General features: G+C 41.2%; 20 protein-coding genes. 12 read left to right on the top strand and 8 right to left on the bottom strand.

Annotated features, from left to right (window positions below; translation table 11 throughout):
* Window positions 1–69 precede the first annotated feature (69 nt).
* Window positions 70–2,544 carry a penicillin-binding protein 1A gene (locus AAGD16_RS01505; protein ID WP_013463904.1) on the top strand — a complete coding sequence of 825 codons (2,475 nt, stop codon included), beginning with the start codon at window positions 70–72 and terminating at the stop codon, window positions 2,542–2,544.
* 48 nt (window positions 2,545–2,592) lie between these two features.
* On the opposite strand, the gene metL is transcribed toward AAGD16_RS01505, so the two are convergent.
* Both metL and metB read right to left on the bottom strand, forming a co-directional pair.
* Complete coding sequence (metL, locus tag AAGD16_RS01500; RefSeq protein ID WP_377113206.1) at window positions 2,593–4,938, bottom strand: bifunctional aspartate kinase/homoserine dehydrogenase II; 2,346 nt, start codon at window positions 4,936–4,938, stop codon at window positions 2,593–2,595.
* Between the two features lie 49 nt (window positions 4,939–4,987).
* Window positions 4,988–6,235 carry a cystathionine gamma-synthase gene (gene metB / locus AAGD16_RS01495; protein ID WP_033104302.1) on the bottom strand — a complete coding sequence of 416 codons (1,248 nt, stop codon included), beginning with the start codon at window positions 6,233–6,235 and terminating at the stop codon, window positions 4,988–4,990.
* Between the two features lie 198 nt (window positions 6,236–6,433).
* Between metB and metJ the strand changes: the two genes are divergently transcribed.
* Window positions 6,434–6,754, top strand: coding sequence for a met regulon transcriptional regulator MetJ (metJ, locus tag AAGD16_RS01490; protein WP_008115021.1), 321 nt, complete (start codon window positions 6,434–6,436; stop codon window positions 6,752–6,754).
* 68 nt (window positions 6,755–6,822) lie between these two features.
* On the opposite strand, the gene AAGD16_RS01485 is transcribed toward metJ, so the two are convergent.
* Together AAGD16_RS01485 and rpmE are read right to left on the bottom strand one after the other, a co-directional pair.
* Entirely contained in the window at window positions 6,823–8,064 is a 1,242-nt protein-coding gene (locus AAGD16_RS01485) for a malic enzyme-like NAD(P)-binding protein (protein WP_013463901.1), read from the bottom strand.
* Between the two features lie 525 nt (window positions 8,065–8,589).
* Window positions 8,590–8,805 (bottom strand): 50S ribosomal protein L31, encoded by a 216-nt coding sequence (gene rpmE / locus AAGD16_RS01480; RefSeq protein WP_008115018.1) that lies wholly within the window; start codon window positions 8,803–8,805, stop codon window positions 8,590–8,592.
* Between the two features lie 230 nt (window positions 8,806–9,035).
* Between rpmE and priA the strand changes: the two genes are divergently transcribed.
* The 5 genes from priA (at window position 9,036) to AAGD16_RS01455 (ending at window position 14,147) form a co-directional block, all read left to right on the top strand.
* Window positions 9,036–11,219 (top strand): primosomal protein N', encoded by a 2,184-nt coding sequence (gene priA, locus AAGD16_RS01475; protein ID WP_377113199.1) that lies wholly within the window; start codon window positions 9,036–9,038, stop codon window positions 11,217–11,219.
* 20 nt (window positions 11,220–11,239) lie between these two features.
* A complete protein-coding gene (locus AAGD16_RS01470; RefSeq protein WP_008115014.1) occupies window positions 11,240–11,767 on the top strand; it encodes an SPOR domain-containing protein in 528 nt (175 codons plus the stop codon).
* A gap of 80 nt (window positions 11,768–11,847) precedes the next feature.
* Window positions 11,848–12,366: an ATP-dependent protease subunit HslV gene (hslV, locus tag AAGD16_RS01465; RefSeq protein ID WP_008115012.1), complete on the top strand. Its 519-nt coding sequence runs from the start codon at window positions 11,848–11,850 to the stop codon at window positions 12,364–12,366.
* 12 nt (window positions 12,367–12,378) lie between these two features.
* The gene (gene hslU / locus AAGD16_RS01460) at window positions 12,379–13,707 is read left to right on the top strand and encodes an HslU--HslV peptidase ATPase subunit (RefSeq protein ID WP_013463899.1); all 1,329 of its coding nucleotides are present in this window, start codon (window positions 12,379–12,381) and stop codon (window positions 13,705–13,707) included.
* 65 nt (window positions 13,708–13,772) lie between these two features.
* The gene (locus AAGD16_RS01455) at window positions 13,773–14,147 is read left to right on the top strand and encodes a gamma-butyrobetaine hydroxylase-like domain-containing protein (protein ID WP_008115008.1); all 375 of its coding nucleotides are present in this window, start codon (window positions 13,773–13,775) and stop codon (window positions 14,145–14,147) included.
* A 70-nt stretch (window positions 14,148–14,217) separates the two neighbouring features.
* On the opposite strand, the gene AAGD16_RS01450 is transcribed toward AAGD16_RS01455, so the two are convergent.
* Window positions 14,218–16,098, bottom strand: a complete 1,881-nt coding sequence (locus tag AAGD16_RS01450; RefSeq protein ID WP_377113193.1) for a methyl-accepting chemotaxis protein — start codon at window positions 16,096–16,098, stop codon at window positions 14,218–14,220.
* A gap of 427 nt (window positions 16,099–16,525) precedes the next feature.
* Between AAGD16_RS01450 and rraA the strand changes: the two genes are divergently transcribed.
* Both rraA and AAGD16_RS01440 read left to right on the top strand, forming a co-directional pair.
* Entirely contained in the window at window positions 16,526–17,023 is a 498-nt protein-coding gene (gene rraA / locus AAGD16_RS01445) for a ribonuclease E activity regulator RraA (RefSeq protein WP_008115004.1), read from the top strand.
* A 1-nt stretch (window position 17,024) separates the two neighbouring features.
* On the top strand, window positions 17,025–18,074 hold the full coding sequence (locus AAGD16_RS01440; protein WP_013463896.1) for a formimidoylglutamase: 1,050 nt from the start codon (window positions 17,025–17,027) through the stop codon (window positions 18,072–18,074).
* A gap of 6 nt (window positions 18,075–18,080) precedes the next feature.
* On the opposite strand, the gene AAGD16_RS01435 is transcribed toward AAGD16_RS01440, so the two are convergent.
* Together AAGD16_RS01435 and hutI are read right to left on the bottom strand one after the other, a co-directional pair.
* Window positions 18,081–19,805, bottom strand: coding sequence for an EAL domain-containing protein (locus tag AAGD16_RS01435; protein WP_377114749.1), 1,725 nt, complete (start codon window positions 19,803–19,805; stop codon window positions 18,081–18,083).
* A gap of 59 nt (window positions 19,806–19,864) precedes the next feature.
* Window positions 19,865–21,112 (bottom strand): imidazolonepropionase, encoded by a 1,248-nt coding sequence (hutI, locus tag AAGD16_RS01430; protein ID WP_377113188.1) that lies wholly within the window; start codon window positions 21,110–21,112, stop codon window positions 19,865–19,867.
* A gap of 110 nt (window positions 21,113–21,222) precedes the next feature.
* Here hutI and hutC point away from each other — a divergent pair, with 110 nt between their 5' ends.
* Genes hutC through hutH form a run of 3 tightly spaced genes read left to right on the top strand, consistent with a single transcriptional unit; the run spans window position 21,223 to window position 25,182 of the window.
* Window positions 21,223–21,951, top strand: a complete 729-nt coding sequence (gene hutC / locus AAGD16_RS01425) for a histidine utilization repressor (protein WP_016899307.1) — start codon at window positions 21,223–21,225, stop codon at window positions 21,949–21,951.
* A gap of 22 nt (window positions 21,952–21,973) precedes the next feature.
* Entirely contained in the window at window positions 21,974–23,653 is a 1,680-nt protein-coding gene (hutU, locus tag AAGD16_RS01420) for a urocanate hydratase (RefSeq protein ID WP_377113184.1), read from the top strand.
* A complete protein-coding gene (hutH, locus tag AAGD16_RS01415) occupies window positions 23,650–25,182 on the top strand; it encodes a histidine ammonia-lyase (RefSeq protein WP_016899309.1) in 1,533 nt (510 codons plus the stop codon). The genes hutU and hutH overlap by 4 nt, the downstream gene beginning before the upstream one ends.
* Here the strand turns inward: hutH and AAGD16_RS01410 are convergent.
* Complete coding sequence (locus tag AAGD16_RS01410) at window positions 25,179–25,949, bottom strand: NADP-binding protein (protein WP_016899310.1); 771 nt, start codon at window positions 25,947–25,949, stop codon at window positions 25,179–25,181. The genes hutH and AAGD16_RS01410 overlap by 4 nt on opposite strands.
* Window positions 25,950–26,019: the final 70 nt, after the last annotated feature.

Here is a 26,019-nt window from a genome sequence, read left to right as displayed (position 1 = left end):
ATTCAATTTTTAATCAATATATACTAGCAGTCTCAACCTGTAATTGGGAGTCCGTTTAGGGAAATATCAGTGATTTTATTAAAAAGAACTTTACAATTTTTGATCATTTGTGCATTACTTGCACTAATTACATTGCTCAGCCTTTATTACTACGTTAAATCCGATATTCCCAGCGTGCAAGTTTTAAAAAACGTGCAATTACAAACGCCTATGCAAGTATTTACTAAAGATGGGCTTTTAATCAACCAATTTGGTGAAAAAAGACGGATCCCTGTAACTATAGACCAAATTCCCCAGCCTTTATTGCAGGCTTTTTTGGCAACTGAAGATAACCGCTTTTACGATCATATCGGTATTGATCCAATTGGTATTGTGCGCTCAGCGCTAGTACTTATTTCTACTGGTGAGAAAAAGCAAGGTGCCAGTACTATTACCATGCAATTAGCTCGTAACTTCTTTTTAACACGAGAAAAAGCCTACATTCGTAAAGTAAAAGAAATATTTATTGCCATTCATATCGAAAACCTCCTCTCAAAAGATGAAATATTTGAGCTTTACCTGAATAAAATAGAATTAGGAAATCGTGCCTTTGGTATTGGTGCTGCGGCGCAAGTTTATTATGGTAAAGAACTAAAAGAGTTAACTCTTGCGCAAATGGCAATGATTGCTGGTTTACCAAAAGCCCCTTCGGCACTTAATCCTATTCGTAATCCAGAACGTGCTAAAGCAAGAAGAAATGTGGTGTTAGGAAGAATGCTTGAAGAGAAGTATATTTCAAGAGCGCAGTATAACGAAGCCACTAACCAACCAATTACCGCGTATTTTCATGGAGCTGAAATTGACTTATACGCGCCGTACATTTCAGAAATGGTACGAGCAGAAATGGTGTCACGCTACGGTATAGATAAAGCCTATAACTCAGGGTTTAAAGTGTACACTTCTGTTGAATCAGATGTTCAAAAAGCAGCACAAACAGCTCTAGTTAATAACCTGCATGCCTACGATATGCGCCATGGTTTTAGAGGCCCTGAAGCCATTTTATGGGATCCACAAACAGAGCCCACACCTTCTGATTCTGAGTTATTAAACACTTTAAAAGAGGCCAATGAACTAGGCCCTCTAAAAGCCGCTGCAGTTTTAAATGTATCCGACAAAAGCGCGGAAGTTATACTTAAAAGCGGCGAGCGCACAACCCTTACTTGGGATAACCTAAAATGGGCACGTAAGTTTATTACACGCTATCGCCAAAGCTTTGCGCCTGAAACAGCAAGCGATATACTAACGCCAGGCATGCAAATATGGCTGCGCAAAAATGATGACAACAGCTATATTTTAAGTCAAATACCTGAAGCGGCGAGCGCCATTGTTTCTTTAGACCCACAAGACGGGCGCATAAAAGCCATTGTTGGTGGATATAGTTTTGAACAAAGCCAATATAACCGAGCTGTACAAGCTAAACGCCAAGTAGGCTCAAATATTAAGCCGTTTATATATTCAGCTGCGCTTGAAAAAGGCTACACACTAGCGTCAATTTTAAATGATGCTCCTATAAATCAATGGGATAAGAGCCAAGGCGTTGCATGGCGACCAAAAAACAGCCCAGCTATTTATAATGGTCCAATTCGCATTCGTCGTGCTTTAGCCCAATCTAAGAATGTAATTTCCGTACGCTTATTAAGGGGCGTTGGACTGCAAAGAACAGCCGATCATTTATTAAAATTTGGTTTTGACGATAAAGATATAAATCGTAGTGAGTCACTGGCATTAGGCAGTGCATCCATTACGCCGCTTGAATTAGCTCGTGGGATGAGTGCTTTTGCTAATGGCGGTCACCTAATTGAGCCGTACTTTATTTCACAAATCCAAGATGCAATGGGTAATACGTTATTTAAAACCAATCCCACCATTATTTGTGATGATGAAACGACAACACCTAGCTCGCTAATGCTAGGTGAGCAAGTAGCACCAAATTGTGCGCCGCAGATCATCTCTAAACAAAATGCATTTTTAATTGCCAGCGCAATGAATAGTGCTATTTGGGGTGGCGGTAGCTGGTCACATAAAACCGGTTGGAGTGGAACAGGCTGGCGTGCACAAGCGCTAAAACGTCGCGATCTTTCTGGTAAAACAGGCACGACAAATGATTCTGTAGATACTTGGTTTAGTGGCTTTAACCGCGATGTGATGACATCAGTTTGGGTTGGCTTTGATAACCCAGGTAATACACTGGGACGCTCAACCTACAATAACAACTTAGGAAGTGGTCAAATATCAGGTGCTGAGTCAGGCGCAAAAACAGCTCAGCCTGCATGGGTTGATTTTATGCGCGCCGCACTGGATGGTAAACCTGCTGCGCCCATCGAACCACCTGAAGGCTTAGTTTCTATTCGTATTGATTTAGAAACCGGATTATTAAGTCATAAAAACGATTACACCAGCCGTTTTGAATACTTTGAAAAAGGCACCGCTCCTACCAAATATGTGTTATCACAACCAAATGATATATTTGAAGAAAACACTAAAACTGAAGAAGAGCTATTTTAAATATAGCGAACAGTAAAAAGGCCGCAAATTAGCGGCCTTTTTGATGATCTAACTAATATTTTGTACCAACCAGTATAAGTCAGAGTGAACGCCAGCAGCAGTCACTTCTTTACCCGCACCGGGGCCTTGTATCACTAATGCGTTTTGGTTATACCACTGGGTATTAATCACAAAAATATTATCGCCAGGGGTCAAATTCGCAACCGCTTCGCTTTTTGGTACATAGGTAATCCCTACCTTAGCGTTTAGCGTGTTGTTTTCAAACTCTAATAACCCAGTGTAGCACAGTGCAGCATTTTGTTGCTGAGCCGCTTGCGTATGCTGCTCAATAAATGCATCTAAACGAGCCTTATTATCAATAAAGTCATTCCAGCTGCCTGCATTTAACTCATCAGGCATCAAAGCGGATAAAGAAATGCCATCAAGTTCCAATTCAATACCTAATTCACGCGCTAAAATAAGCAACTTACGTTGCATATCTCGTCCAGATAAGTCTTCTCGCGGATCAGGTTCGGTGAACCCCAAAGCTTGCGCTTCTAGAACTAAATCTGAAAACGCTTTACTGCCATCATACATACTGCATAACCATGACAGCGTGCCTGAAAACACGCCTTCTATTCGCGTTATTTTATCGCCACTATTTTGTAAATCAGCCAAGGCAAAATTAATCGGTAGTCCGGCCCCTACACTTGCATTATAACGCCAATGTAAGCCACGTTGAGCAAGGCTTTCACGTAGTGTTTGATACCACGAAAGCGACGCGGTTCCCGCGTATTTATTAGCACTAATTAGATGGCAGTTTAATTCAGCTAACTTACTATAAAGCTGACTAAAATGTTCACTGGCGGTAATGTCGATCACTATTTTATGTTCATACTCAAGAGTATCTATGTATGACAATAAATCGGCTTGTCTATAGGAGCTTGCATGGTTTTCCCATTGAAGTTGCCAGCTTTCACAGTCTAATCCATTAGCATTCACCAGCATCTGCTCTGAGCGTAAAAGCGCTACTAACTTGACGTTAAAATCAGTTGATAAGCGTGCTAGTTGAGCAGGTAATTGGCGCATAAACTCAGCACCTACATTACCAAGTCCTGCAATAATTAAAGCTATTTCTTGTGCTTTATTAATGAGCTTGTCATGTAACAGGCTCAGCACATCACTTTCAAGTACTTGATCGGTTAATAGTAACGTATATCCCTCACCGTAATGGGTAAACCGAGGCTGGATAGATTGTGTTTGTAATAAGGCTTCACTTTGCTTACCAAGCGGCGCTACCTCTTGATCAGGTGCAATAATCGCCACCCCATTTAAGTTTGACTCACTAATATTGGCGCGGCCAGCAAAATAATTAGCCACCTGATGTGTCGCTGACGCAGGGACTAGTAAGTAGATTTCGCCTTCGTGTTCAAAGTGATGCAAACTATGCTGAATAAGTTGGCTAACATGTGCTACTTCGCCTTCACTCAGATCATCAACAATGAGTAAATCCACATTATTTACTGTGGTTAAAAAGCGTTTTTGTTTACTCATTCCTAGTTTAACTATTTCGGTATGACTGCCTTGAGGATCGTAACTACTGCGAACAACTAATTCTATATCGGTATCTTTTAATGGCGATAATGTTTTAGCGTGTAATACTGGATTACCTAACCTCGCTAATAAATTAGCTTGATCACGGCACACTCGCGCATACTTAACCGCATTAGCAACCTTACGCGGATCAGTACTAAAAACACCTTGAGTGTCAGTCCAAATAGAGACTTTTTTAGCATTGCAATACCGCGCTAATAAAGTGGCACTGTAATCACTGCCATTTCGCCCTAAGGTCACTGTTTCACCATGTAAATCAGCCGCAATAAACCCCGTAACTACATTAATTTTACTCGTCTGTATGGCTTTTAAGCACTGCTGCTGATTATTAGCATGCTGCAGCTGTCCGGCATCTAACGTAAATAACTGCCTAGCGTCATGGGCACAAGCGCTAACGTTAAGCTGTTCTAAGTAAGCGCTTAGTAACCTTGCAGACCACAATTCACCATGTGCTAATAACGCAGCTTCAGCTAATGTTCCTTGCTTAGCCTGCTTGGTAATAATACTGAGCTCAGTTTCAAGTAAATCAAGCGCATGGTGCTTAGCGTTAGCTATTAATAATTGCTCAATCAGAGCTATTTGATGGTTACTCAATAGCAATACAATATCAGCAATAGCTTGAGTGTCTTGCTGTTGATAGCTTTGCCACAGTTTAACTAAGGTATCGGTGGTTTTACCGGCAGCCGATACCACCACACAATCCCCAGCTTGAGCATGAGTTAAAATAATATTTGCGACACTTTTAAAGCGATCCGCTGAGCTTAAACTCGAACCACCAAATTTATGAACCTGATTTACCATATTAATACCGACTCGCATTTATGTTTTGTATTTTGAAGATTGGTATGCACTACCATAACGCCGGATGCGCCGCGTTTAACTTTGCTGAACCAAATGATTCACTAGCACCACTTTTTGCCGATAGGCCGGGATCGGCTTGTCCTGGGCGCACCAAATTAAATACCCTGTCTAAGTCAGCGAGTAAATCATTTACATCTTCAATACCCACCGAAATACGAATAAGCGTGTCGCCTACTCCGGCTTCTGCACGCGCGGTTGCGTCCATGCCGGCGTGGGTCATAGTCGCAGGGTGACAAATCAAACTTTCTACTCCACCTAATGATTCCGCTAAGCTAAATTCATTTAAGCGCGTTAAAAACGCTGCAGCATCGTTTATATCGCCTTTTATATCAAAGCTAACCATAGCACCAAAGCCAAGCTGCTGCGCCTTAGCTAGCGCATGTTGAGGGTGTGATTCAAGACCTGGGTAGTAAACTTGGGCAACAAACTGGGAGCGTTCTAAATACTGTGCAATGGCGAGTGCACTTTCTTGGTGTTGCCTTAAACGCACGTTTAAAGTACGTAAGCCTCTGAGCGTTAAATAGCTATCAAATGGCGCGCCGGTGATGCCAATGTTATTTGCCCACCACGCTAACTCTTCACCTAACTCAGCAGTCGCTGCGATAACCGCGCCACCAACAACGTCTGAATGGCCATTGATATATTTTGTGGTTGAGTGCACCACAATATCAGCGCCAAACTTAATCGGGTTTTGTAATGCTGGCGATAAAAATGTGTTGTCGGCGGCAACCAGTGCACCACACTGTTTAGCTGTATCAGTTACCGCTTTAATATCTGTTAAGCGTAAAATAGGATTGCTAGGTGTTTCAATCCAAATCAGCTTAGGTTTAATAGCAAGGATGCGTGTCAAACTGTCGCTTTTGGTAAAATCGACCACTTCTAGTTTTAATAAGCCGCGCTTTTCTAGCGAAGTAAATAAGCGATAGCTGCCACCATAACAGTCATGAGGGATCACTAACGTATCGTCACTATTAAGTAATTGTGTTGTTAGGTGAACGGCTGCCATGCCTGTTGCGGTAATAATGCCTTTAGCGCCACCTTCAAGCTCCGTGAGCGCCTCAGCCAAAATGTCACGATTAGGGTTACCACTGCGGCCATAATCATATTGACGCTTTGTATCAAAGTCAGCAAATGAGTAAGTTGTTGATAAATAAAGCGGTGGAACAACCGCACCATGCTGTTTGTCGGCTTCTATTCCACTACGAACAGCAATTGTTGCCTTATTTTTTTCACTCATTTTCGCTACCTTTACTAATTTGGATGTTTAGACGTCTAAAAGGTAGCGCATGCAATTTAAGATGTCAAAACATTTAAATGTCTAGATAGCTAAATAACTAGTATTTGACTATCTTTTTTAAACCGATAGAATTTCACGCATATTTACACGCTTTGATGCTGTGTGAGCAATTTATAATCTGAGGCAACGATACATCTTATGGCTAAATGGAATGGTGAATATATTCACCCATACGCAGAACACGGGAAAAAATCCGAACAAGTAAAGAAGATCACCGTTTCGATCCCGCTAAATGTATTAAAAGTATTAACTGATGAACGTACTCGTCGTCAAATAAACAACTTACGTCATGCAACAAATAGCGAGCTTTTATGCGAAGCGTTTTTGCATGCGTTTACCGGGCAACCGCTGCCTAATGATGATGATTTGCGTAAAGATAACGCAGAAAAAGTACCTGAAGAAGTGAAGAAAATAATGCAAGAAATGGGACTAGAAGTGCCTATTTTAAATGAAGACTAGAAGGGTCTTTATACAAAAAAACCTCAGCAAATGCTGAGGTTTTTTTTGCGCTAATTTATACTTAACAATTACGCCATGTAGTTTTCTGGCATATCAATTTGTGCAACGCCAGAGTCTACCGCCGCCTGCGCAACCGCTTTAGCTATACGTGGTAACAAACGTGGATCCATTGGTTTTGGTATAATATATTTAGCACCAAACTCTAATTTGTCGATACCTGCGGCAGTAAGCACTTCAGTCGGTACGGGCTCTTTAGCAATACTACGAATTGCTTCTACAGCAGCAATTTTCATCTCGTCGTTTATTTCACTGGCACGTACATCTAACGCACCACGGAAAATAAACGGAAAACACAATACGTTATTAACTTGATTCGGATAATCAGAGCGACCTGTAGCCATAATTAAATCGTTACGTGCAGCGTGTGCTAATTGCGGATCGATTTCAGGATCGGGGTTTGAACAAGCAAATACCACGGGTCTATCAGCCATTAATTTTAAATCTTCAGGGGCTAATAAATTAGGGCCCGATACACCCACAAACACATCGGCATCTTCAATTACATCTTGTAAAGTACGTTTATCGGTATTGTTTGCAAATAATTGCTTATATTCATTCAAGTCATCACGACGCGTATGAATAACTCCTTTGCGATCTAACATATAAATATGTTCACGCAACGCGCCACATTTAATTAAAAGCTCCATACAGGCAACAGCTGCAGCGCCGGCACCTAAACATACAATAATTGCATCTTCAATTGCTTTGCCCTGTACTTCCAGCGCGTTTAGCATACCCGCAGCCGTTACAATAGCCGTACCATGCTGATCATCATGAAAAACAGGAATGCTACAACGCTCTATAAGCGCTTTTTCTATTTCAAAACACTCGGGCGCTTTAATATCTTCTAAATTAATTCCACCAAAAGTGTCGGCAATATTAGCCACCGTGTTAATAAAGTCTTCGGTAGTACGGTGCTTAACTTCAATATCTATAGAGTCTAACCCTGCAAAACGCTTAAATAGTAGCGCTTTACCTTCCATAACGGGTTTTGAAGCCAGTGGACCTAAATTACCTAAGCCTAAAATTGCGGTGCCGTTAGTAATAACCGCAACCATATTTCCTTTACCAGTATATTTGTAGGCATTTGCTGGATCAGCGGCAATTTCACGAACAGGTTCTGCGACACCGGGGCTGTATGCGAGCGCGAGGTCTTTAACCGTCTCAGCGGGCTTGGTCAGCTCAATACTGATTTTACCTGGAACGGGATGGGCATGGTAATGTAGTGCTTGTTCACGAAAATCTGACATAACGCGATTATATCCTGCAATTTAAGTTAAAGTGAGAGGTAGTTTTAATCTACGATACCTTTATTATTTTTAAATTCCAAGCAATATCAGGTCTATCCTGTTATATGCTAGAACTGTTAATTTTAAGTGATTTATCAGCAACTTCCCTAGATTATCCTGACATTTTTAAAATATAAATTCGTCATAAAAATGAAAAACACAGGTACTTTTTGCCCTTGTTCTATTTTTATAAAGCGTATTTTTTAGTCTTAAATTAAAATAGTGAAATACCGAATTTTATTTAACTTTAAACACAAATAACCTCACGTTACCTGCATTTGAGTACCATCTTTAAAGTTTAACAAATAAAAATATAGAGAATATTGGCTGTTTTGTCTGCAAATGTTTATGCATACTCAGAATAAGAACAGGAAATAGTTATGCAAAAAAAATAAATACAAAATTGCTAAGAAAGCAGGTAGGAAAGTAAATCTTGGCCACAAAAAAAGCACCCTAAGGTGCTTTTTTTTACATAGAAACAAAAAATTATTTTTTGCTGCTAAGTGCACCGAAGCGCTTGTTGAAGCGATCAACACGGCCGCCAGTGTCTAAAATCTTTTGCTTACCAGTGTAAAACGGGTGACACGCAGAACATACGTCTAAGTGAATGTCTTTACACAGAGTAGAACGAGTTTCGAATTTGTTTCCGCATGAACAAGTTGCAGAAATTACTTCGTACTTAGGGTGAATACCTTCTTTCATAGGAACCTCTAGTTAAGGCCGCATCGCTCTCCAAACCCGAAGTCTGGCACCATACGTCGTTAAAACAAATTTATTGGTCGCGAATTTTATCCAACAACCCGCACGCACACAAGCTTTAATTACCCTTTTTGCTAAAAAGTCGGCAAACACCTATCCATTACTGATTTGTCGGTAGGCTTTTAATGCTATTTTTAGTACATTAAACCATTACGTTAATTGGTTGAGTTGTTATGCGTTTTGCTGAAGTTGCAATAAAAGTCCCCTTGCCTCGCACCTTTGATTATAAAGTGGATGAGCAATTAGTACCGCTGACTCAATTACAGCCTGGTATGCGCGTGTTAGTCCCTTTTGGTAATCAACGTAAAGTAGCGGTTATTCTTAGCTTAAAAGCGGAAACAGCAGTCCCCGAAGGCAAAATAAAATCTATTATTGAAGTTATTGACGACTCACCGGTGTTATCTGCGCAGCATTTAGAGCTACTGAAATTTACAGCGCGTTATTATTGCTATCCACTCGGTGAAACTATTCATATTGCATTGCCCAGTGCACTGCGCCAAGGTGAGTGCCCTGATAAAACCAGTATAAACATGGTGACATTAAGCGAAAAGGGGGCACTTTTACCGTCTTTAAAAGCTAAAACACAGCTTAATTTGCTTAAGCAATTATCAGCATCCGGTAAATCATCATTAACCGAACTCAAAGCCCTCGGGTTTAATAAAAAAACCATTGATACCCTTTTAGATAAAGAGCTAATAGTTCAAACCATTGAGCACGACAATCAATGGCAACATACCTCGCCAACGGTTGGCAGCAAGCCTCGTTTAAATAAAGAGCAAGCCATTGCCTGCACTGCAATTAATCAAAGTACGGGGTTTAATAGCTTTTTGCTAGAAGGTGTCACTGGCAGCGGAAAAACCGAAGTTTACCTGCAATGCCTAGAAGAAGTATTAAAACGTGGCGAACAGGCGTTAGTGCTCGTTCCTGAAATCGGGCTAACGCCTCAAACGGTCAATCGTTTTAGACGTCGCTTTCCTGACACTCCTATTATGTTATGGCACTCGGCATTAACCGATAACGAACGTCTACAAACATGGCGTTTTTGCGAAAAAGGCAGTTGTGCCATTGTTATAGGCACCCGTTCGAGTATTTTTCTGCCATTTTTAAAGCTTGGGATGATTGTGGTTGATGAGGAGCATGATGCCTCATTTAAACAACAAGACACTTTACGCTACCATGCCCGTGATTTAGCTGCGTATCGTGCCTATCAGCATCAAATTCCACTTATTTTGGGTAGCGCCACGCCGGCATTAGAAACACTGCATAAAGCAATTAATAACAAATACCAGTTACTCACATTAAGTGAGCGCGCACAAACCGCCACCGATAATCAGTTTAAGCTGCTCGACATGAAAGGTCAGCCTGATCGAGCCGGTATTGCGCATGCCAGTCTTGCAATAATGCGCCAGCACCTGAATAGAGGAAAGCAGGTGATGGTATTTTTAAATCGCCGTGGGTTTTCTCCTACTTTGATTTGTCATGAATGTGGTTGGTTGAGTGAATGTAACCGCTGCAGCACCAGTGCGACTTTTCATAAGGCAATAGGCCAAATGATTTGCCACCATTGTGGCGATCAATATCATGTACCACATCAATGCCCTGACTGTGGTAGTACGCAAATATTTCCTAACGGCAAGGGCACCGAGCAAATAGAAGAGTTTTTGAGTAGTGAATTTGCAGACACCCCGATCAGCCGTATCGACCGTGATTCAACTCGGCGTAAAGGTAGCCTTGAAAAAGCACTGGATGAAATAAACCAAGGCGGCGCACGTATTTTAGTTGGTACGCAAATGCTGGCAAAAGGTCACCATTTTGCTGATGTTAGCTTAGTACTTATTTTAGATGTCGATAGTGGTTTGTATTCGTGTGACTTTAGGGCTACTGAGCATTTAGCACAATTAGTAACACAAGTTGCAGGACGCGCGGGACGTTCTGGCGAACCCGGTGAAGTATTATTACAAACGCACTTTCCTGAGCACCCGTTATTACAAGACTTAGTTAATAATGGCTATCAAGATTTTGCCCGCTTTGCACTCACTGAGCGAAGTGATGCACAGTTACCACCTATTACGAGTATGGCAATTGTTCGCGCACAAGGGCATAACATAAAGCAAGTCGTCGACTTTCTCACGGATTTGGTTCCTGTCAATGGGGTATCTGGTATACAATTGCTCGGACCGATCCCCGCGCCTTTAGAAAAAATTGCGGGAATGTATCGTTTTCAATTACATATTCAAGCGCAAGATCGACGCATACTACATCAGTATCTCGCGCAAATGGTTGATTATCTCAGCACTAGCAAACTTGCACAAAAAGTTCGCTGGAGTTTAGACGTAGACCCTACAGACATGATTTAGGTAAGGCCACATATAACACCATGGCACAGCACGATTATATTAATAAAAAACCAAAAAATAGAAAAAACACTAAACAAGAGCCGGCTAAAAAACCCTTCCCGTTTTTGTTAATCATTATTGCCTTGTTACTAATCGGTGGTTTTGCATACGGACTCTGGTTTGTTAAAAACAATGCCGATCCAGAGCTTGTTGAAAAGCAAGCAAATCCAACACCCGAAAAACAAGTAGAAATAGCTAAACCGCGGCCACCTAAATTTATTAAAGAAATTAAAGAGCATGAGATTCAGGTTGAAGTAAAAGAACTTGAACAAAAAGGCCCTTATGTCATGCAATGTGGTTCATTTAGAACCCATCAGCAAGCTGAAACCTTAAAAGCTAAAATAGCCTTTGCCGGATTAATTTCAGAAATCAAAAAAACCACAGGCAGCAATGGTATTTGGTACAAAGTGCGTTTAGGGCCTTATGAAACCAAGCGTCATGCAGAAAGTGACAAGAACAAACTTAAACGAATTAATATTGTCGGCTGCGGAATTTGGGGCTGGACTTGAATTTAAACCATTCACCCATATAACCTCTTCATAATCGTTTTTTACGCGCTGCCTCTTGCAGCGCGATGATGAGGAATAACATGACTACAATCGTAAGTGTACGCCGTGATGACAAAGTTGTTATTGGTGGTGACGGCCAAGTATCTCTTGGTAACACAGTAATGAAGGGCAATGCCCGAAAAGTTCGACGCCTTTATAATGGCAAAGTTATCGCTGGGTTTGCTGGCGGCACTGCTGATGCCTTTACTCTTTTCGAACGTTTTGAAAGCAAACTAGAAATGCACCAAGGTAACCTCACTAAAGCTGCTGTAGAAATGGCTAAAGATTGGCGTAGCGATCGTGCCCTGCGTAAACTTGAAGCTTTACTTGCTGTTGCTGATGAAACAGCTTCGCTAATTATCACCGGCAACGGTGACGTGGTGCAACCAGAAAACGACCTAATCGCAATTGGCAGCGGCGGTAACTTTGCGCAATCAGCTGCAACCGCCTTATTAGAAAATACCGACTTAAGTGCTCGTGAAATTGTAGAGAAAAGTCTAACAATTGCTGGCAACATCTGTGTATTTACGAATAACTTCCAAACTATCGAAGAATTGTAATAGGAACTCGCTATGTCTGATATGACCCCAAGAGAAATTGTTCATGAGCTAGACCAACATATTATTGGCCAAGCTAAAGCGAAAAAAGCGGTTGCTATTGCCCTTCGTAATCGCTGGCGCCGTATGCAGTTAAACGAAGACTTACGCGCAGAAGTAACGCCAAAAAATATCTTAATGATTGGCCCTACGGGTGTAGGTAAAACTGAGATTGCTCGTCGTTTAGCAAAGCTTGCCAACGCACCTTTTATTAAAGTTGAAGCCACTAAATTTACAGAAGTAGGTTATGTCGGTAAAGAAGTTGAAACTATCATCCGTGATTTAGTTGATGTTTCAATTAAAATGACACGAGAGCAACAAACTAAAAAGTTCAAACATCGCGCTGAAGAAGCGGCTGAAGAACGTATATTAGATGTATTACTGCCTCCAGCGAAAGATCAATACGGTGAAGTTCAGCGCGATGAAAATTCATCGACACGCCAATCGTTTCGTAAAAAGTTACGCGAAGGCCAATTAGATGACAAAGAAATTGATATTGATTTAGCCCAAGCTCAACCTAATATTGAAATTATGGCTCCTCCTGGTATGGAAGAAATGACCAACCAGTTACAGGGAATGTTTCAAAACATGGGTGGTGATAAACGCACTAAGCGTAAGCTTAAAATTAAAGAAGCGTTTAAGTTACTTACTGAAGAAGAAGCCGGTAAACTGGTTAATCCTGAAGAATTAAAAGAACAGGCCATTTTTGCAGTAGAGCAAAACGGCATTGTGTTTATTGATGAAATAGACAAAATTTGTAAACGTGGTGAAGCCTCAGGCCCAGATGTAAGTCGTGAAGGTGTACAACGTGATTTACTTCCGCTTATTGAAGGCTCTACCGTTAATACTAAGCACGGCATGGTAAAAACTGACCACATGTTGTTTATTGCCTCAGGCGCATTCCAAATGTCTAAACCATCAGACATGATCCCTGAGTTACAAGGCCGTTTACCTATTCGTGTTGAACTTGAAGCACTCACAGCCGATGACTTTAAACGTATATTAACTGAGCCACACGCGTCACTTACTGAGCAACAACGCGAGCTACTCAAAACAGAGCAAGTCGCTATTGAATTTAGCGACGACGCAATTGAGCGTATTGCTAAGGCAGCATGGCAAGTAAACGAAAAAACCGAAAATATCGGTGCGCGTCGCCTTCATACAGTTATGGAAAGGCTAATGGAAGAGATTTCATATGACGCTTCTGAAAAAGCGGGTTCAAGCCTTGTTATCGATGCCGCCTACGTTGAAAAACACTTAGGTGCGCTAGTTGAAGATGAAGACTTAAGTCGTTTTATTCTTTAATTGAAAACACAAACAGTTATACTAAAAGCCTCCAATATGGAGGCTTTTTTGTAAGCGAGATGACGATGAAACAAGTTACAAAAGTGCACTATCATAGTGTGAGTAAAAATTTAGATGTTTATTTTGATGATAACTCTGAAGTTATATTTAGCGCTGAGTTTTTACGGGTACACTCTCCCTCAGCAGAGGTTCAAGGCCATGGATCTGAGCCTATGAAGTTAGTACTAAATAAACAAGCAGTGGGCATTAAAACCATTACGCCGGTAGGGCATTACGCGTTACGTTTAGAGTTTGACGATGGCCATAACAGCGGGCTGTTCAGCTGGCAATATTTTGCTAAATTACAAGCTGAACAAACAAGCTTATGGGATACGTATTTAGAGCGTGTTAAACAACATGAAAACAACAAAGACAGCGTACCCATAAAGTTTGTCCCCTAGTATTTAGTCTGAACTTATACTCTGTGAATGAGAAAAAAGCGGCAATTAAGCCACTTTTTTCTATGGAAAGTTATACTTTATATTTTGAGATTGCTTGATGAAGCACCCTTGCTTGCTCAGATACCTCTTCACTGGTTTGCGCATTAGTTTGTGAGTGAGCGGCAGCTCCTTCAGCAATATCTCGAATACGGACTACATTTTTATTAACCTCTGATGCTACCTGACTCTGTTCATCAATAGCAGTGGCTATATGTGTACTCATTTCCATAATCGTTTGCACATCAACAGTGATTGCTCCTAGCAATTCACCCGCTTTTGTTGCTTGTGTAGCACTTTCGCCACCTTGAGTACGACATTGGTGCATGATACTCACAACTTCTTGAGTACGCTGTTGTAGGGTGTTAATAATGCCTTCTATTTCGCTGGTTGACTCCTGCGTACGCTGTGCAAGTGAGCGCACTTCATCTGCAACAACCGCAAAGCCACGACCTTGTTCACCCGCTCTCGCCGCTTCAATGGCAGCATTTAAAGCAAGTAAATTAGTTTGCTCTGCAATCGCACGAATTACATCAAGTACAGAACCTATGGTTTCACCATCTTTTTCTAGCTGAGACACCACGCTGGAAGCTTTACCAAGTGAATCAGATAAGGCATTAATATGCTTAATGGTTGACTCTACTTCAACCTGACCTTGCTGGGCGCTTACATTGGTCGATTCAGCTTTTTTAGCCGCAGCTTCAGTATTGTGTGAAATATCTTGAATCGTTGCCTGCATTTCTGTAGCAGCGGTTGCTACCATATCCGCTTCATGTAATTGCTCTTGCATACCAGAGCTAGTCGCTGAGGTTGTTTCAGATAGATTCCCTGTTGCTATATTAAGCGTTGTTAGAGCCGTATTTACTTCATAGATGAGATCTTTAAAGTCACTAATTAAACTATTAAAGTCTATGGTCATCCTCGTTACTTCATCTTTCCCTTTATGCTCTATAAACAAGCTTAAGTCATTGCTTTGTCTGATCTTACCTATTGCTTGATAAACTTTTTCTATAGGTTGGATAATTGAACGACTGGTTAAGTACACAAGTAGCATAACGATGATACTTGCAATTATAAAAATGACTATTGCTAATAATTGCGCCTGCTGCGCCGTTTCAGTTACTTGCTCTTTAGTCGCATTAGTGATCAAAGTGACCACTTCATCACTTTTCTTAACACTTATTCTCATTTTCCCTAGGGCACCCGAATTTAAATCGACGCCTAGTTCCACCTGCGCCTCTACCAATGCAGTAAATTTATTTTGGTAGTTGGTCATTAACGAGACCAATTGATTGCGTAAATTATTAGGTAGCTCTGCAGCATTTACTTGTTGTTTTAACTCGCTTGCTAATTTATTAAATCGATCTAAATACTTGGTATCTAAACGTAACATAAAATCTTTTTCAGCTCGGCGTAGCTGTAGCATAGTGGTGAGTAATTGGTAATTATTATGCTCACTAAGCAATGTTTCTATTTTATGAACTGCTTCTCGCAGCTCGCCATATAAAGCGTCTTTTGGGTGCAACCCGATTTTACGCTGTAGTTTTACAACATTTTGAAAGTCGTCATAGTACTGTTGGGCTAACGTAGAAAATTGATTGACCTGAGCCGTAGCAATATTTAAATCTGCAGATAAAACAGATAGCTTTTCTAGTTTAAATTGTAGTTTTTTATATTCTTGTGCAAATAGCTCTAAACTAGACTCATCTTTGTAAAACAAAAAGTCTTTTTCGTATTTACGCATCGAAAGCTCATGCACTTCTAGCTCTTCAGCGTACTGAATAGTTTCATTTAATTTAAGCATAATACGTGCTTCATAAATGATGATGCACAGCATAACAATCATGGCTAAGCCAACGATTAATGCGTTAAATTGTAAACGACGTTTAATCGTTAGATTCTGTAAAAAGTTCATTGTAAATACCTATATTAAATTTGCCAGTTCAGTATAACGTGATGCTTTCTTGTATTAACATAATTTTGTTACATGAAATAAACAATAATGCCTATCATTAAAAACCATAAAAAAGGGCTACCAGTAAAATTTAACCATTAACAAACTCCCTTTATACAAATGGACAATATAATCATCGGCCTAATCACAGTATTGTTTAATTTTTACAGTCTCGCCAATCAGAACTTAAATCTCTCGCTCTTATAAGCGCTCAGTCCATAGCTTTAAAATATTTATTTATAAAGATGACAATTTTATTAAAAAATTATGAGTCGTGTTATTGATTTAGTTCTATTTCTGGCTAAATTTACTGCAATTAAGTCGTTGTTATTGAATATAAGGAGGGTATACTAAGTTACTAACTTATGTATCTTTTGAGGATAAAATAATGGATTACAGCACTTCTGATTTATGTGACCATTTCGCTGATGTGGTTGACGTGCTTGAACCTATGTTCATCAACTTTGGTGGTCGACACAGTTTTGGTGGCCGCATTAAAACGGTAAAATGTTTTGAAAATAATGAACTGATCCGCCAATTGCTTTCTCAAGATGGTACAGATCAGATTTTACTTATTGATGGTGGAGGCTCCACTCGTAGAGCCTTAATTGATATTGAACTGGCTGAGCTGGCACTTGAAAACAATTGGCAAGGTATTATTGTATATGGTGCACTGCGCCATGTTGATGAACTTGAAGAACTGGATTTAGGAATTCAAGCCATTGGATCAATTCCGGTTGCAGCTGACAGTGAAGGCGCGGGTGAAAGCGGCATAGGCGTTAACTTTGCGGGTGTATCATTTTTCGATGATGATTTTGTTTATGCCGACAGTACAGGTATTGTACTTTCTGCTGAAGAATTAGAGCTAGAAATAATAGAACTGTAGCGTGACAGCACACCTTAAAGTATATAACGAAAGCACGCTAAAGCGCATTTGTTCTAACCGTGCAGGTGAACAAAAAGCGTGGCAGTCAATGGCATTACTTGACGCAAACGTTAATATACAACAAGCGCTTACTGATGCTGCACAATTTGGTATGCGCTTTGTTTTACTGGGCGTTTGCGAAGACATTGGACCTAGAGCCAATTTAGGTAAAGGCGGAGCACAACATGCTTGGCCCGCTTTTTTACAACACTTTTTAAACCAACCTCACAATCATGCTATTGCCATGCAAAAAGTGTTACTGCTTGGCGAAGTAAACCTCGATGATTTAATGGAACAAGCACACCCGCTTGATAACCAAAATCCTCTCGATTTAGACCAATTACGTCAGTTGTGCGCTGAGATTGATGTGCGGGTTGAAGCAATTTTAAGCATGATTTTTAAAGCCGGTCTTGAACCCATCATTATTGGTGGCGGACATAACAACTGCTTAGGTATTATTCGCTCGCTTGCAAAATATAAAAACAGCGCAATTAACGCCATTAATTTAGACCCCCATGCCGACTTTAGAGAGTGTGAAGGCAGACACAGTGGCAATGGTTTTCACTACGCCTATCAAGAGCAGCACCTTAACAGTTACCATGTAATTGGCTTACATGAGCTTAAAAATAATCAACAAATTTTTAATGCGATGCAAAGTGCAAAATTTAGTTTCACCAGCTATCAAGCGATTAATGTTAGGCGAGAAATAAGTTTAACGGAAGCAACTAACAATGCACTAAACGCATTTGATAACGCACCGTTAGGAATAGAAGTTGATTTAGATAGCCTAACCAACATGCCTGCAAGCGCATTTAATTATTGCGGTTTTGATGTTAGCGATGGCGAGCATTATGTTTATTTAGCTGCAAGTAATCATCACAGTGCTTATTTACATTTATGCGAAGCAGCACCGTCACAACATCCTCACTCTCTTGCTGCAGGTAAATTACAATGTGGTCAAGTTATCAGCGCCTTAGTAAATACCTACCTACAAACAAAGCAAAAAATCTAATCTTCCCTAGTCTTCTTGTGCCTGTAACCACTGTTTAAACCAACTCATTAACCCTAAGCTACTTAAAGGGTGTCCGAAGTAGTAGCCTTGTGAGGCATAAGCTTTCAAACTTTTCACAAATTTAAGTTGGTCCAGTGTTTCAACACCTTCAAAAATCACTTTTGTTTGTTGCTGATTATGCATTTCTACCATACCGCTTACTAAGCTGCGTATATTATTTTGATTACTAAAGTCAGCAGTTAAGGCAGGAGATACCTTAATATACTCCACCGCTAAACTTGGTAATTTAGACAGTAATACGGGGTTATCTCCCAAGCCATCAACGCATACTTTTAAACCTAAACTGTTAAGCCTTGCGATCATGGCTCTGCCTTTATCATCTAGGCTGGTAAAAACATGAAGCGGACATTCAATAATTAAATCGCCTGGCCTTAGTTGATGCTCACCAATGACTCCGTAAACAAAATCAACAAACTCTTCATTGAGCATTTCTGGGCCAAATAAATTAACACTCAAAGGTACCGATATCCCTTCCATACGAAGTGCCATGGCTAATTCGCCAGCACGCTCTATAACAAAGGTAGCCAGTGAATAACCAAGCCCTGCAATTCTAATATCATTTATAAATCGGCTTGCCGATAAGGTGCCTTGCGTGGGGTGTTGCCAACGTAATAACAATTCTAAAAATTCAATTTGGCCATCGCCGTTGCGAATAACGGGTTGAAAAAACAGCTCAAACTCATCAGCAAAGCTGATATTCGCAAGCTCTGTTAATCGCGCTTGTTGCTCTAAATGCTCAACCGTCATTTGTTGATGATAAGCCACTATTTGTTTACTTGGCTGACTATCAAGTGCCAAGTAAGCATGACTAATTAAATCATCAAAGTTCGTACTTTGTTGATCGCAATGAACATAACTGGCTCTTACCTTTACTTCAATAGTGCAATTTGCCACGTTAAAGGGCTTTAATGTAGCGCCAATAATTTGCTTGATAAGCTGTTGATGTAAATGATTATGGCTTTGTAGATCACAAATAAACGCAAAATTTAACCCGCCTAAATGCGCTAATTTAGCATGCGGAGCAAGGAACAACACTTCATCACTGTCTAGTAAGTCTTTTATTCGATTTGCCGACTGCGACAACAATAAGTCACCAAAATCTCGTCCAATATGCTGATTTACCTGCGCAAACCCCTCTAGCCTTAATACAATAAGTGCGGCTCTGAATGAACCTTCATTGGTAAGCTCATTATACTTTTGACGTAACTGTTGTTTATCGGGGAAGCTGGCTAAGGGTGAGTTTTCAACATACACCTCAGGCTCGGTTTGTGGCTTTAAAGGCGTAGTAGCTTTAGGCTCATTATCAGCTAAAAAACCACTGACTGAGAGCAGTAAAATAGCCATGAGCAACCACGCTAAATGCAGCGTAAAAAAGAGATACCCTATTAACAATAAAGCAAGTAATGCGCTTGCACAGGCACTGATAAGAAATGGTTTTTTTTGCTTTTGTAACTTCGCTTGATATAAATTAAAACCAAAACCTAGCGCTAGTAAAATAGCGAGCCAAGGTATTGCGCTACTCACCATAGCTAAGCCAATGAGCCCAGTACATAAAAAGCTGAGTCTCATTACGTTACTTTTAACGGTTAATAGCGTGGCAACCATTGCCATTAAAAGTGCACCACTTAAAAAAATAGCTAAATTGCTGTAGCTCAATAACGTTCCATCCATAGCTGACGTACTCACTGACATTAAATAAAACATAGGTTTAAGAGTTAATTTTATACAAACTAACTAAGTTTACCCAATATCCATAGATTTAACAGTTTATTTACCCCAAACTGATAACTTAATTGTGCAGGATGGTCAATTTGCCAATGAGCGATATCTGCGCGAGCGCCAACTTTTAATACCCCTCTATCAGTAAAACCTAAAGCACGAGCCGCATGTGCTGTTACGCCAGTTAATGCCTGCTCTGGGGTGAAATTAAATAAGGTGCAGGCCATATTCATCATTAATTGCAACGAACACAAGGGTGATGTGCCGGGATTAAAGTCACTGGCGATCGCTATGGGTACTTTGTATTTATTTAACAGCTCAATTGGTGGGTATTTCGTTTCTTTTAAAAAATAAAAAGCCCCAGGCAGTAATACCGCCACAGTGCCTGCGTTTGCCATAGCTTTAACGCCTGCTTCATCAAGGTATTCTAAATGATCAGCCGACAGGCCATTGTATTGTGCTACCAGCCCTGCACCGTGTTGATTTGATAATTGCTCGGCATGACACTTGATTGCCAAACCCTGTTTTTTAGCTGCATCAAATACCCGTTGAGTTTGTGCGTAGCTAAAGCCAATGTCTTCACAAAATACGTCAACTGCATCTACTAGGTCATTTTCAACAAGCGTGCTTAGCATTTCATTGCATACCAAATCTATGTAATCATCACTGCGGTTTTTAAACTCCAAAGGTAGCGCATGTGCCCCTAAAAAGGTGTTAACTACTTCAATGGGGTGATGTTGATTTAACAGCCTAGCCACCTCCAATATTTTTTTCTCATTGTCTATATCAAGCCCATACCCTGACTTAATTTCAACCGTCGTCACCCCTTCAGCTAACAATGCATTTAAACGCTCTTTTGCTGCTACAAATAACTGTTCGTGGTCAGCCTCTCGGGTTGCTTTAACTGTACTTGCTATTCCCCCTCCCTGCGCTGCTATTTGCTGATAGCTCACGCCCTGCAAACGCTGCTCAAACTCTTGCGCACGAGAACCGGAAAACACTAAATGTGTATGGCAATCAATTAAGCCTGGGGTTAACCATTGTCCTTTTACACTTAATATCGGGGTGGCTAACACATCAAAATTAGGTAAATCAGCTTGTTTACCTAGCCACACTATTTTGCCATTTTTAATAGCTAGCGCCGCATTTTCTATCGCCCCATAAGGCGCATCAATATTGCTATCCATGGTCGCAATGTTGGCATCTGTGAGCAATAAATCGATATCATTTAACTGTTCTGTAGATTCTGTGGCTTGCATAAGTTTCTCCGCGATAATGTTCAAACGAGTTTAACAACACATCTTGTATATACAAGGTAATTATGCCATCTTATTAAGTATTGTTTATTTTTAATACACCAAAAGCGTTTATGCCAACACCTAAATTTACACAAATAAAACAGTTTATTGTGGACAAAATACGCAGTGGGCTTTGGCTTGAAAACCAACGCGTGCCCTCAGAAAATGAACTGGCAAAGCAGTTTGCGGTAAGCAGAATGACCGCACGTCGAGCGTTAAGTGAGCTAACTGATACAGGCATTTTAACCCGTAGCCAAGGGCTAGGTACTTTTGTCGCAAGCTTTAAGTCGCAGTCATCATTACTCGAAATAAAAAACATTGCACATGAAGTCAAAGAGCGAAACGGAAACTACAGCTGCACAGTACAGGTGCTGGAATCAATCAATGCCGTGGCGCCAATTGCTATTGCTTTAGGTGTTGAGGTAGATAGTGTGGTGTATAGAAGTGTCATTATTCATAACGAAAATGACAGTCCCTTGCAAGTTGAAGAACGCTTTGTAAACCCGTTACTTGCCAAGGATTATTTACAACAAAATTTTACCGCTCTCACCCCACACGAATACCTATCAACGGTTGCCCCTTTAACACAAGCAAGGCACACGGTAGAGGCTATTACACCAAGCAGTGAAATGTGCCAATGGCTTAACCTATATAACGAAGAGCCATGCTTACAAGTAATACGCCGCACTTGGTCGATAAACGGAATTGTAAGCTTTGCAAGACTTATATCGCCGGGTAGTAAGTACCGCTTGGGCGGGCAATTAACATTTAAAAATAATAATAAAGCGCATAACGCTTAATACTATTTAACAGGAGTGAACAATGAATCATCGACTGGACACACAACGCGAAATACGCGCGCAACATGGCAATAAAATAACCACCAAAAGCTGGCAAACCGAAGCGGCTAAACGCATGCTAATGAATAATTTAGACCCTGATGTTGCAGAGCACCCTCAAGCTCTGGTGGTTTATGGTGGTATTGGCCGTGCTGCACGTGATTGGCCAAGTTATGACAAAATAATTGCTACACTTGAACGCCTTGAAAATGACGAAACCTTATTAGTGCAATCAGGCAAACCTGTGGGTGTATTTAAAACTCATAGCAATGCACCACGGGTATTAATTGCAAATTCAAACCTAGTACCGCACTGGGCAAATTGGGAGCACTTTAACGAGCTAGATAAAAAAGGCTTGATGATGTATGGCCAAATGACCGCAGGGTCTTGGATTTACATTGGCTCTCAAGGCATAGTGCAAGGCACTTACGAAACGTTTGTGGCTATGGCAAAACAGCATTTTGCTGGTAATGCTAAAGGTAAGTGGGTATTAACGGGTGGCCTTGGAGGTATGGGGGGCGCGCAACCATTAGCGGCTACTATGGCAGGCTTTAGTGCCTTGGTGGTGGAATGTGATGAAAGCCGTATCGATTTTCGGATAAAAACAGGATATGTCGATGTAAAAGCCACAGTTCTTGAGCATGCACTAAAATTAATAACAGATGCTTGCATAAAAGGAGAAGCGCTTTCTGTGGGGTTACTAGGTAACGCCGCCGATGTGTTTAGTACCTTGGTAAAAAGTGGGGTGACCCCCGATATAGTTACCGATCAAACCTCAGCTCATGATCCACTTAACGGTTACCTGCCACAAGATTGGAGTATGGAATACGCAGCTAAAATGCGAATCGATAACCCACAAGCAGTTGTAAAAGCGGCTAAACAGTCAATGGCAGTCCAAGTAAAGGCGATGCTGGCACTACAAAAAGCGGGCGCAGCAACAACCGACTATGGCAATAATATTCGTCAAATGGCCCTAGAAGAAGGCGTGAGTAATGCATTTGATTTCCCTGGGTTTGTGCCTGCGTATATTCGTCCATTATTTTGTGAAGGTATTGGTCCATTTAGGTGGGTAGCGCTATCTGGCGATCCTGAAGATATTTATAAAACCGATGCAAAAGTAAAAGAGCTCATTCCAGATGATAAACACCTGCATAATTGGCTTGATATGGCGCGTGAGCGAATTCAATTTCAAGGCTTGCCTGCACGTATTTGTTGGGTCGGTTTAAAAGATAGAGCGCGCCTTGCTGTTGCCTTTAACGATATGGTTAAAAGCGGTGAGCTTAAAGCGCCGGTAGTTATTGGACGAGATCATCTCGACTCAGGTTCAGTTGCCAGCCCTAACCGTGAAACTGAAAGTATGAAAGATGGCTCCGACGCGGTCTCCGATTGGCCACTATTAAATGCTCTGCTTAATACCGCAGGCGGTGCTACTTGGGTATCGCTTCACCATGGCGGCGGTGTAGGTATGGGTTTTAGCCAGCACTCAGGCGTAGTGATTGTTGCCGATGGTACCGATGAAGCAGAGCAGCGTCTAGCTCGAGTATTATGGAACGATCCCGCCACCGGTGTAATGCGCCATGCTGATGCGGGTTATGAAATTGCAAAAAACTGTGCGCAACAGCAGCAGCTAGACCTACCAATGCTTAATGAGGACAAGTCATGATTTCATATACACTCAAACCGGGTCAGCTTGACTTAAACACGCTAAGAAAAATTAACAAATCAGCCATACACTTAACTCTGGCCAATAATGCACAGGCGCAAATAGCTGCCAGTGCTCAAACAGTCCAAAACGTGATAAACGAACATCGCACTGTATATGGTATTAATACTGGCTTTGGGTTATTGGCCAATACTAAAATCGCTGACGATGAACTCGAACTATTACAACGCAGTATTGTGCTTTCACACGCCGCAGGTATTGGTGAGTTAATGGATGACAGCACCGTTAGATTGATGATCACACTAAAAATAAACTCTTTATCGCGCGGTTATTCTGGTATTCGCTTAGCTGTGCTTGAGTTTTTTATGCAGCTGCTTAAAAGTGAAGTTTACCCTTGCGTGCCTAAAAAGGGCTCAGTGGGTGCATCGGGCGATTTAGCACCGCTTGCGCATATGTGTTTGCCTTTATTAGGTGAGGGTAAAATGCGTTATCAAGGTGAGCTGATAAGCGCTACACAAGGGCTAAAAATTGCAGGTCTTGAGCCACTAACATTAGCTGCAAAAGAAGGGTTAGCCTTATTGAATGGCACCCAAGCATCCACTGCATTTGCACTACAAGGCTTATTTAGAGCCGAAGACTTGTACGCACAAAGCTGTGTTATTGGCTCTATCAGTATAGAAGCGGCCATGGGCAGTCGCGCGCCATTTGATGCGCGTATTCATGACATTCGTGGTCAGCAAGGGCAAATAGATACGGCTCACGTATTTAGAGAATTACTCGATAGCCACTCACAAATTAGTGACTCACATATTAATTGTGAAAAAGTACAAGACCCATATTGCCTGCGCTGCCAGCCGCAAGTTCTTGGTGCATGTTTAACCCAAATACGTCAAGCCGCCGAAGTACTACTGTGTGAATCAAACGGAGTAACCGATAACCCTCTCGTATTTGCCGATGTAGGGGATATTATTTCAGGCGGAAACTTTCATGCTGAGCCCGTTGCTATGGCCGCTGATAACCTGGCGATTGCTATTGCTGAAATTGGCGCCTTAGCTGAGCGACGTATTGCTCTATTGATTGACTCTAATTTATCTAAATTACCGCCATTTTTAGTAAAAAACGGTGGGGTAAATTCAGGATTTATGATTGCTCAAGTCACCGCAGCTGCACTGGCCTCTGAAAACAAATCCTTAGCACACCCTGCTTCGGTAGATAGCTTACCGACTTCAGCAAATCAGGAAGACCATGTTTCTATGGCAACGTTTGCAGCACGACGACTAGTTGATATGGCTAATAATACGCAAGGCGTACTGGCCATAGAATGGCTCAGTGCTGCCCAAGGGCTTGAGTTTAGAGCACCACTACGCGCGTGTGATAAAGTAGAAAGTGCCAAAGCACTGCTACGCCAACATGTTAGCTATTACGACAAAGACCGGTATTTTGCTCCCGATATTGAAGCGGCCAACACGCTACTAAGTGAAGGTAAGTTGTGTGACTTCATAAGCCACTCCCCCTTACCTTCTTATTAAATACCATACTGATAACTAAAACCCAGTGCTTCTATCGCTGAGCCAATAACTTTGCGCTCAGCGACCTCATTACTACTAAAGCTCGGCATTTGTGTGCCATACAGCTCACACTTTTGTGCATAATAATCTGCTTTGGTCGGGTGCGCTGGGTTCACCACGTTATAAATGCTCTGTCCTTGCGACCAGTTATTAAGGACCGCATAAATAGCATTGATCACATCTTGTTGATGCACCATATTCACCACTTGCTGACTAGAGGTATTGAGTTCTTTACCCGCCACAAAACGACCAGGCTCTCTATTTGGCCCCAACAATCCGGCTAAGCGAAGCACTTTACCTTGCTGTTCAAGCACTTGCTCTTCAGCGTCATACAGCTTTATTTGTCGCTCGTTAGTGCCTGATATATCGCTGCTTTCACTATAAACGCCAGGTTCTTGATCATACACCCCAGTCGATGAGCACAATAAAAAGCCTTTGCAATTAAGCTCAGTTGCCAGCTTTAACGCCTGCTCAAGCACTTGCGGATAATCACTTTCGCTATCTCGACTGCGAGGCGGGATTGCACAGACCCAATACGCATTTTGTAAATCTACTTGGTGCTGCAACTCACCGTTTTGTAAAACAAACTGACGTTCAAAATCAAATTGATGAGTGTCACTACGATGAGTTCCTTGCACTTGCCAACCTTGTTTTTGTGCATCAATACATAAGGCTTGGCCAAGCCAGCCAGCGCCAAGAACGACTAAATTATCTTTGTTGGTTTGCACTTTATTTACCCTTATTAAAACTCAATCAACGCGTTTTATAGCGATAAAAAATATAATTAACTTTATGCGA

This window comes from Pseudoalteromonas sp. M58 (assembly GCF_042604605.1).
Taxonomy (GTDB): Bacteria; Pseudomonadota; Gammaproteobacteria; order Enterobacterales; family Alteromonadaceae; genus Pseudoalteromonas; species Pseudoalteromonas tetraodonis.
Note: the sequence above shows the minus strand (reverse complement) of the source record. Positions and strands in the feature narration are given on the sequence as shown.

Excerpts from the sequence above, each read along its gene's own strand:
- metL (WP_377113206.1), bottom strand. The coding sequence starts at position 4,938 with ATGGTAAATCAGGTTCATAAATTTGGTGGTTCGAGTTTAAGCTCAGCG.
- metB (WP_033104302.1), bottom strand. The coding sequence starts at position 6,235 with ATGAGTGAAAAAAATAAGGCAACAATTGCTGTTCGTAGTGGAATAGAA.
- metJ (WP_008115021.1), top strand. The coding sequence starts at position 6,434 with ATGGCTAAATGGAATGGTGAATATATTCACCCATACGCAGAACACGGG.
- AAGD16_RS01485 (WP_013463901.1), bottom strand. The coding sequence starts at position 8,064 with ATGTCAGATTTTCGTGAACAAGCACTACATTACCATGCCCATCCCGTT.
- rpmE (WP_008115018.1), bottom strand. The coding sequence starts at position 8,805 with ATGAAAGAAGGTATTCACCCTAAGTACGAAGTAATTTCTGCAACTTGT.
- priA (WP_377113199.1), top strand. The coding sequence starts at position 9,036 with ATGCGTTTTGCTGAAGTTGCAATAAAAGTCCCCTTGCCTCGCACCTTT.
- AAGD16_RS01470 (WP_008115014.1), top strand. The coding sequence starts at position 11,240 with ATGGCACAGCACGATTATATTAATAAAAAACCAAAAAATAGAAAAAAC.
- hslV (WP_008115012.1), top strand. The coding sequence starts at position 11,848 with ATGACTACAATCGTAAGTGTACGCCGTGATGACAAAGTTGTTATTGGT.
- hslU (WP_013463899.1), top strand. The coding sequence starts at position 12,379 with ATGTCTGATATGACCCCAAGAGAAATTGTTCATGAGCTAGACCAACAT.
- AAGD16_RS01455 (WP_008115008.1), top strand. The coding sequence starts at position 13,773 with ATGAAACAAGTTACAAAAGTGCACTATCATAGTGTGAGTAAAAATTTA.
- AAGD16_RS01450 (WP_377113193.1), bottom strand. The coding sequence starts at position 16,098 with ATGAACTTTTTACAGAATCTAACGATTAAACGTCGTTTACAATTTAAC.
- rraA (WP_008115004.1), top strand. The coding sequence starts at position 16,526 with ATGGATTACAGCACTTCTGATTTATGTGACCATTTCGCTGATGTGGTT.
- AAGD16_RS01435 (WP_377114749.1), bottom strand. The coding sequence starts at position 19,805 with ATGGATGGAACGTTATTGAGCTACAGCAATTTAGCTATTTTTTTAAGT.
- hutI (WP_377113188.1), bottom strand. The coding sequence starts at position 21,112 with ATGCAAGCCACAGAATCTACAGAACAGTTAAATGATATCGATTTATTG.
- hutC (WP_016899307.1), top strand. The coding sequence starts at position 21,223 with ATGCCAACACCTAAATTTACACAAATAAAACAGTTTATTGTGGACAAA.
- hutU (WP_377113184.1), top strand. The coding sequence starts at position 21,974 with ATGAATCATCGACTGGACACACAACGCGAAATACGCGCGCAACATGGC.
- hutH (WP_016899309.1), top strand. The coding sequence starts at position 23,650 with ATGATTTCATATACACTCAAACCGGGTCAGCTTGACTTAAACACGCTA.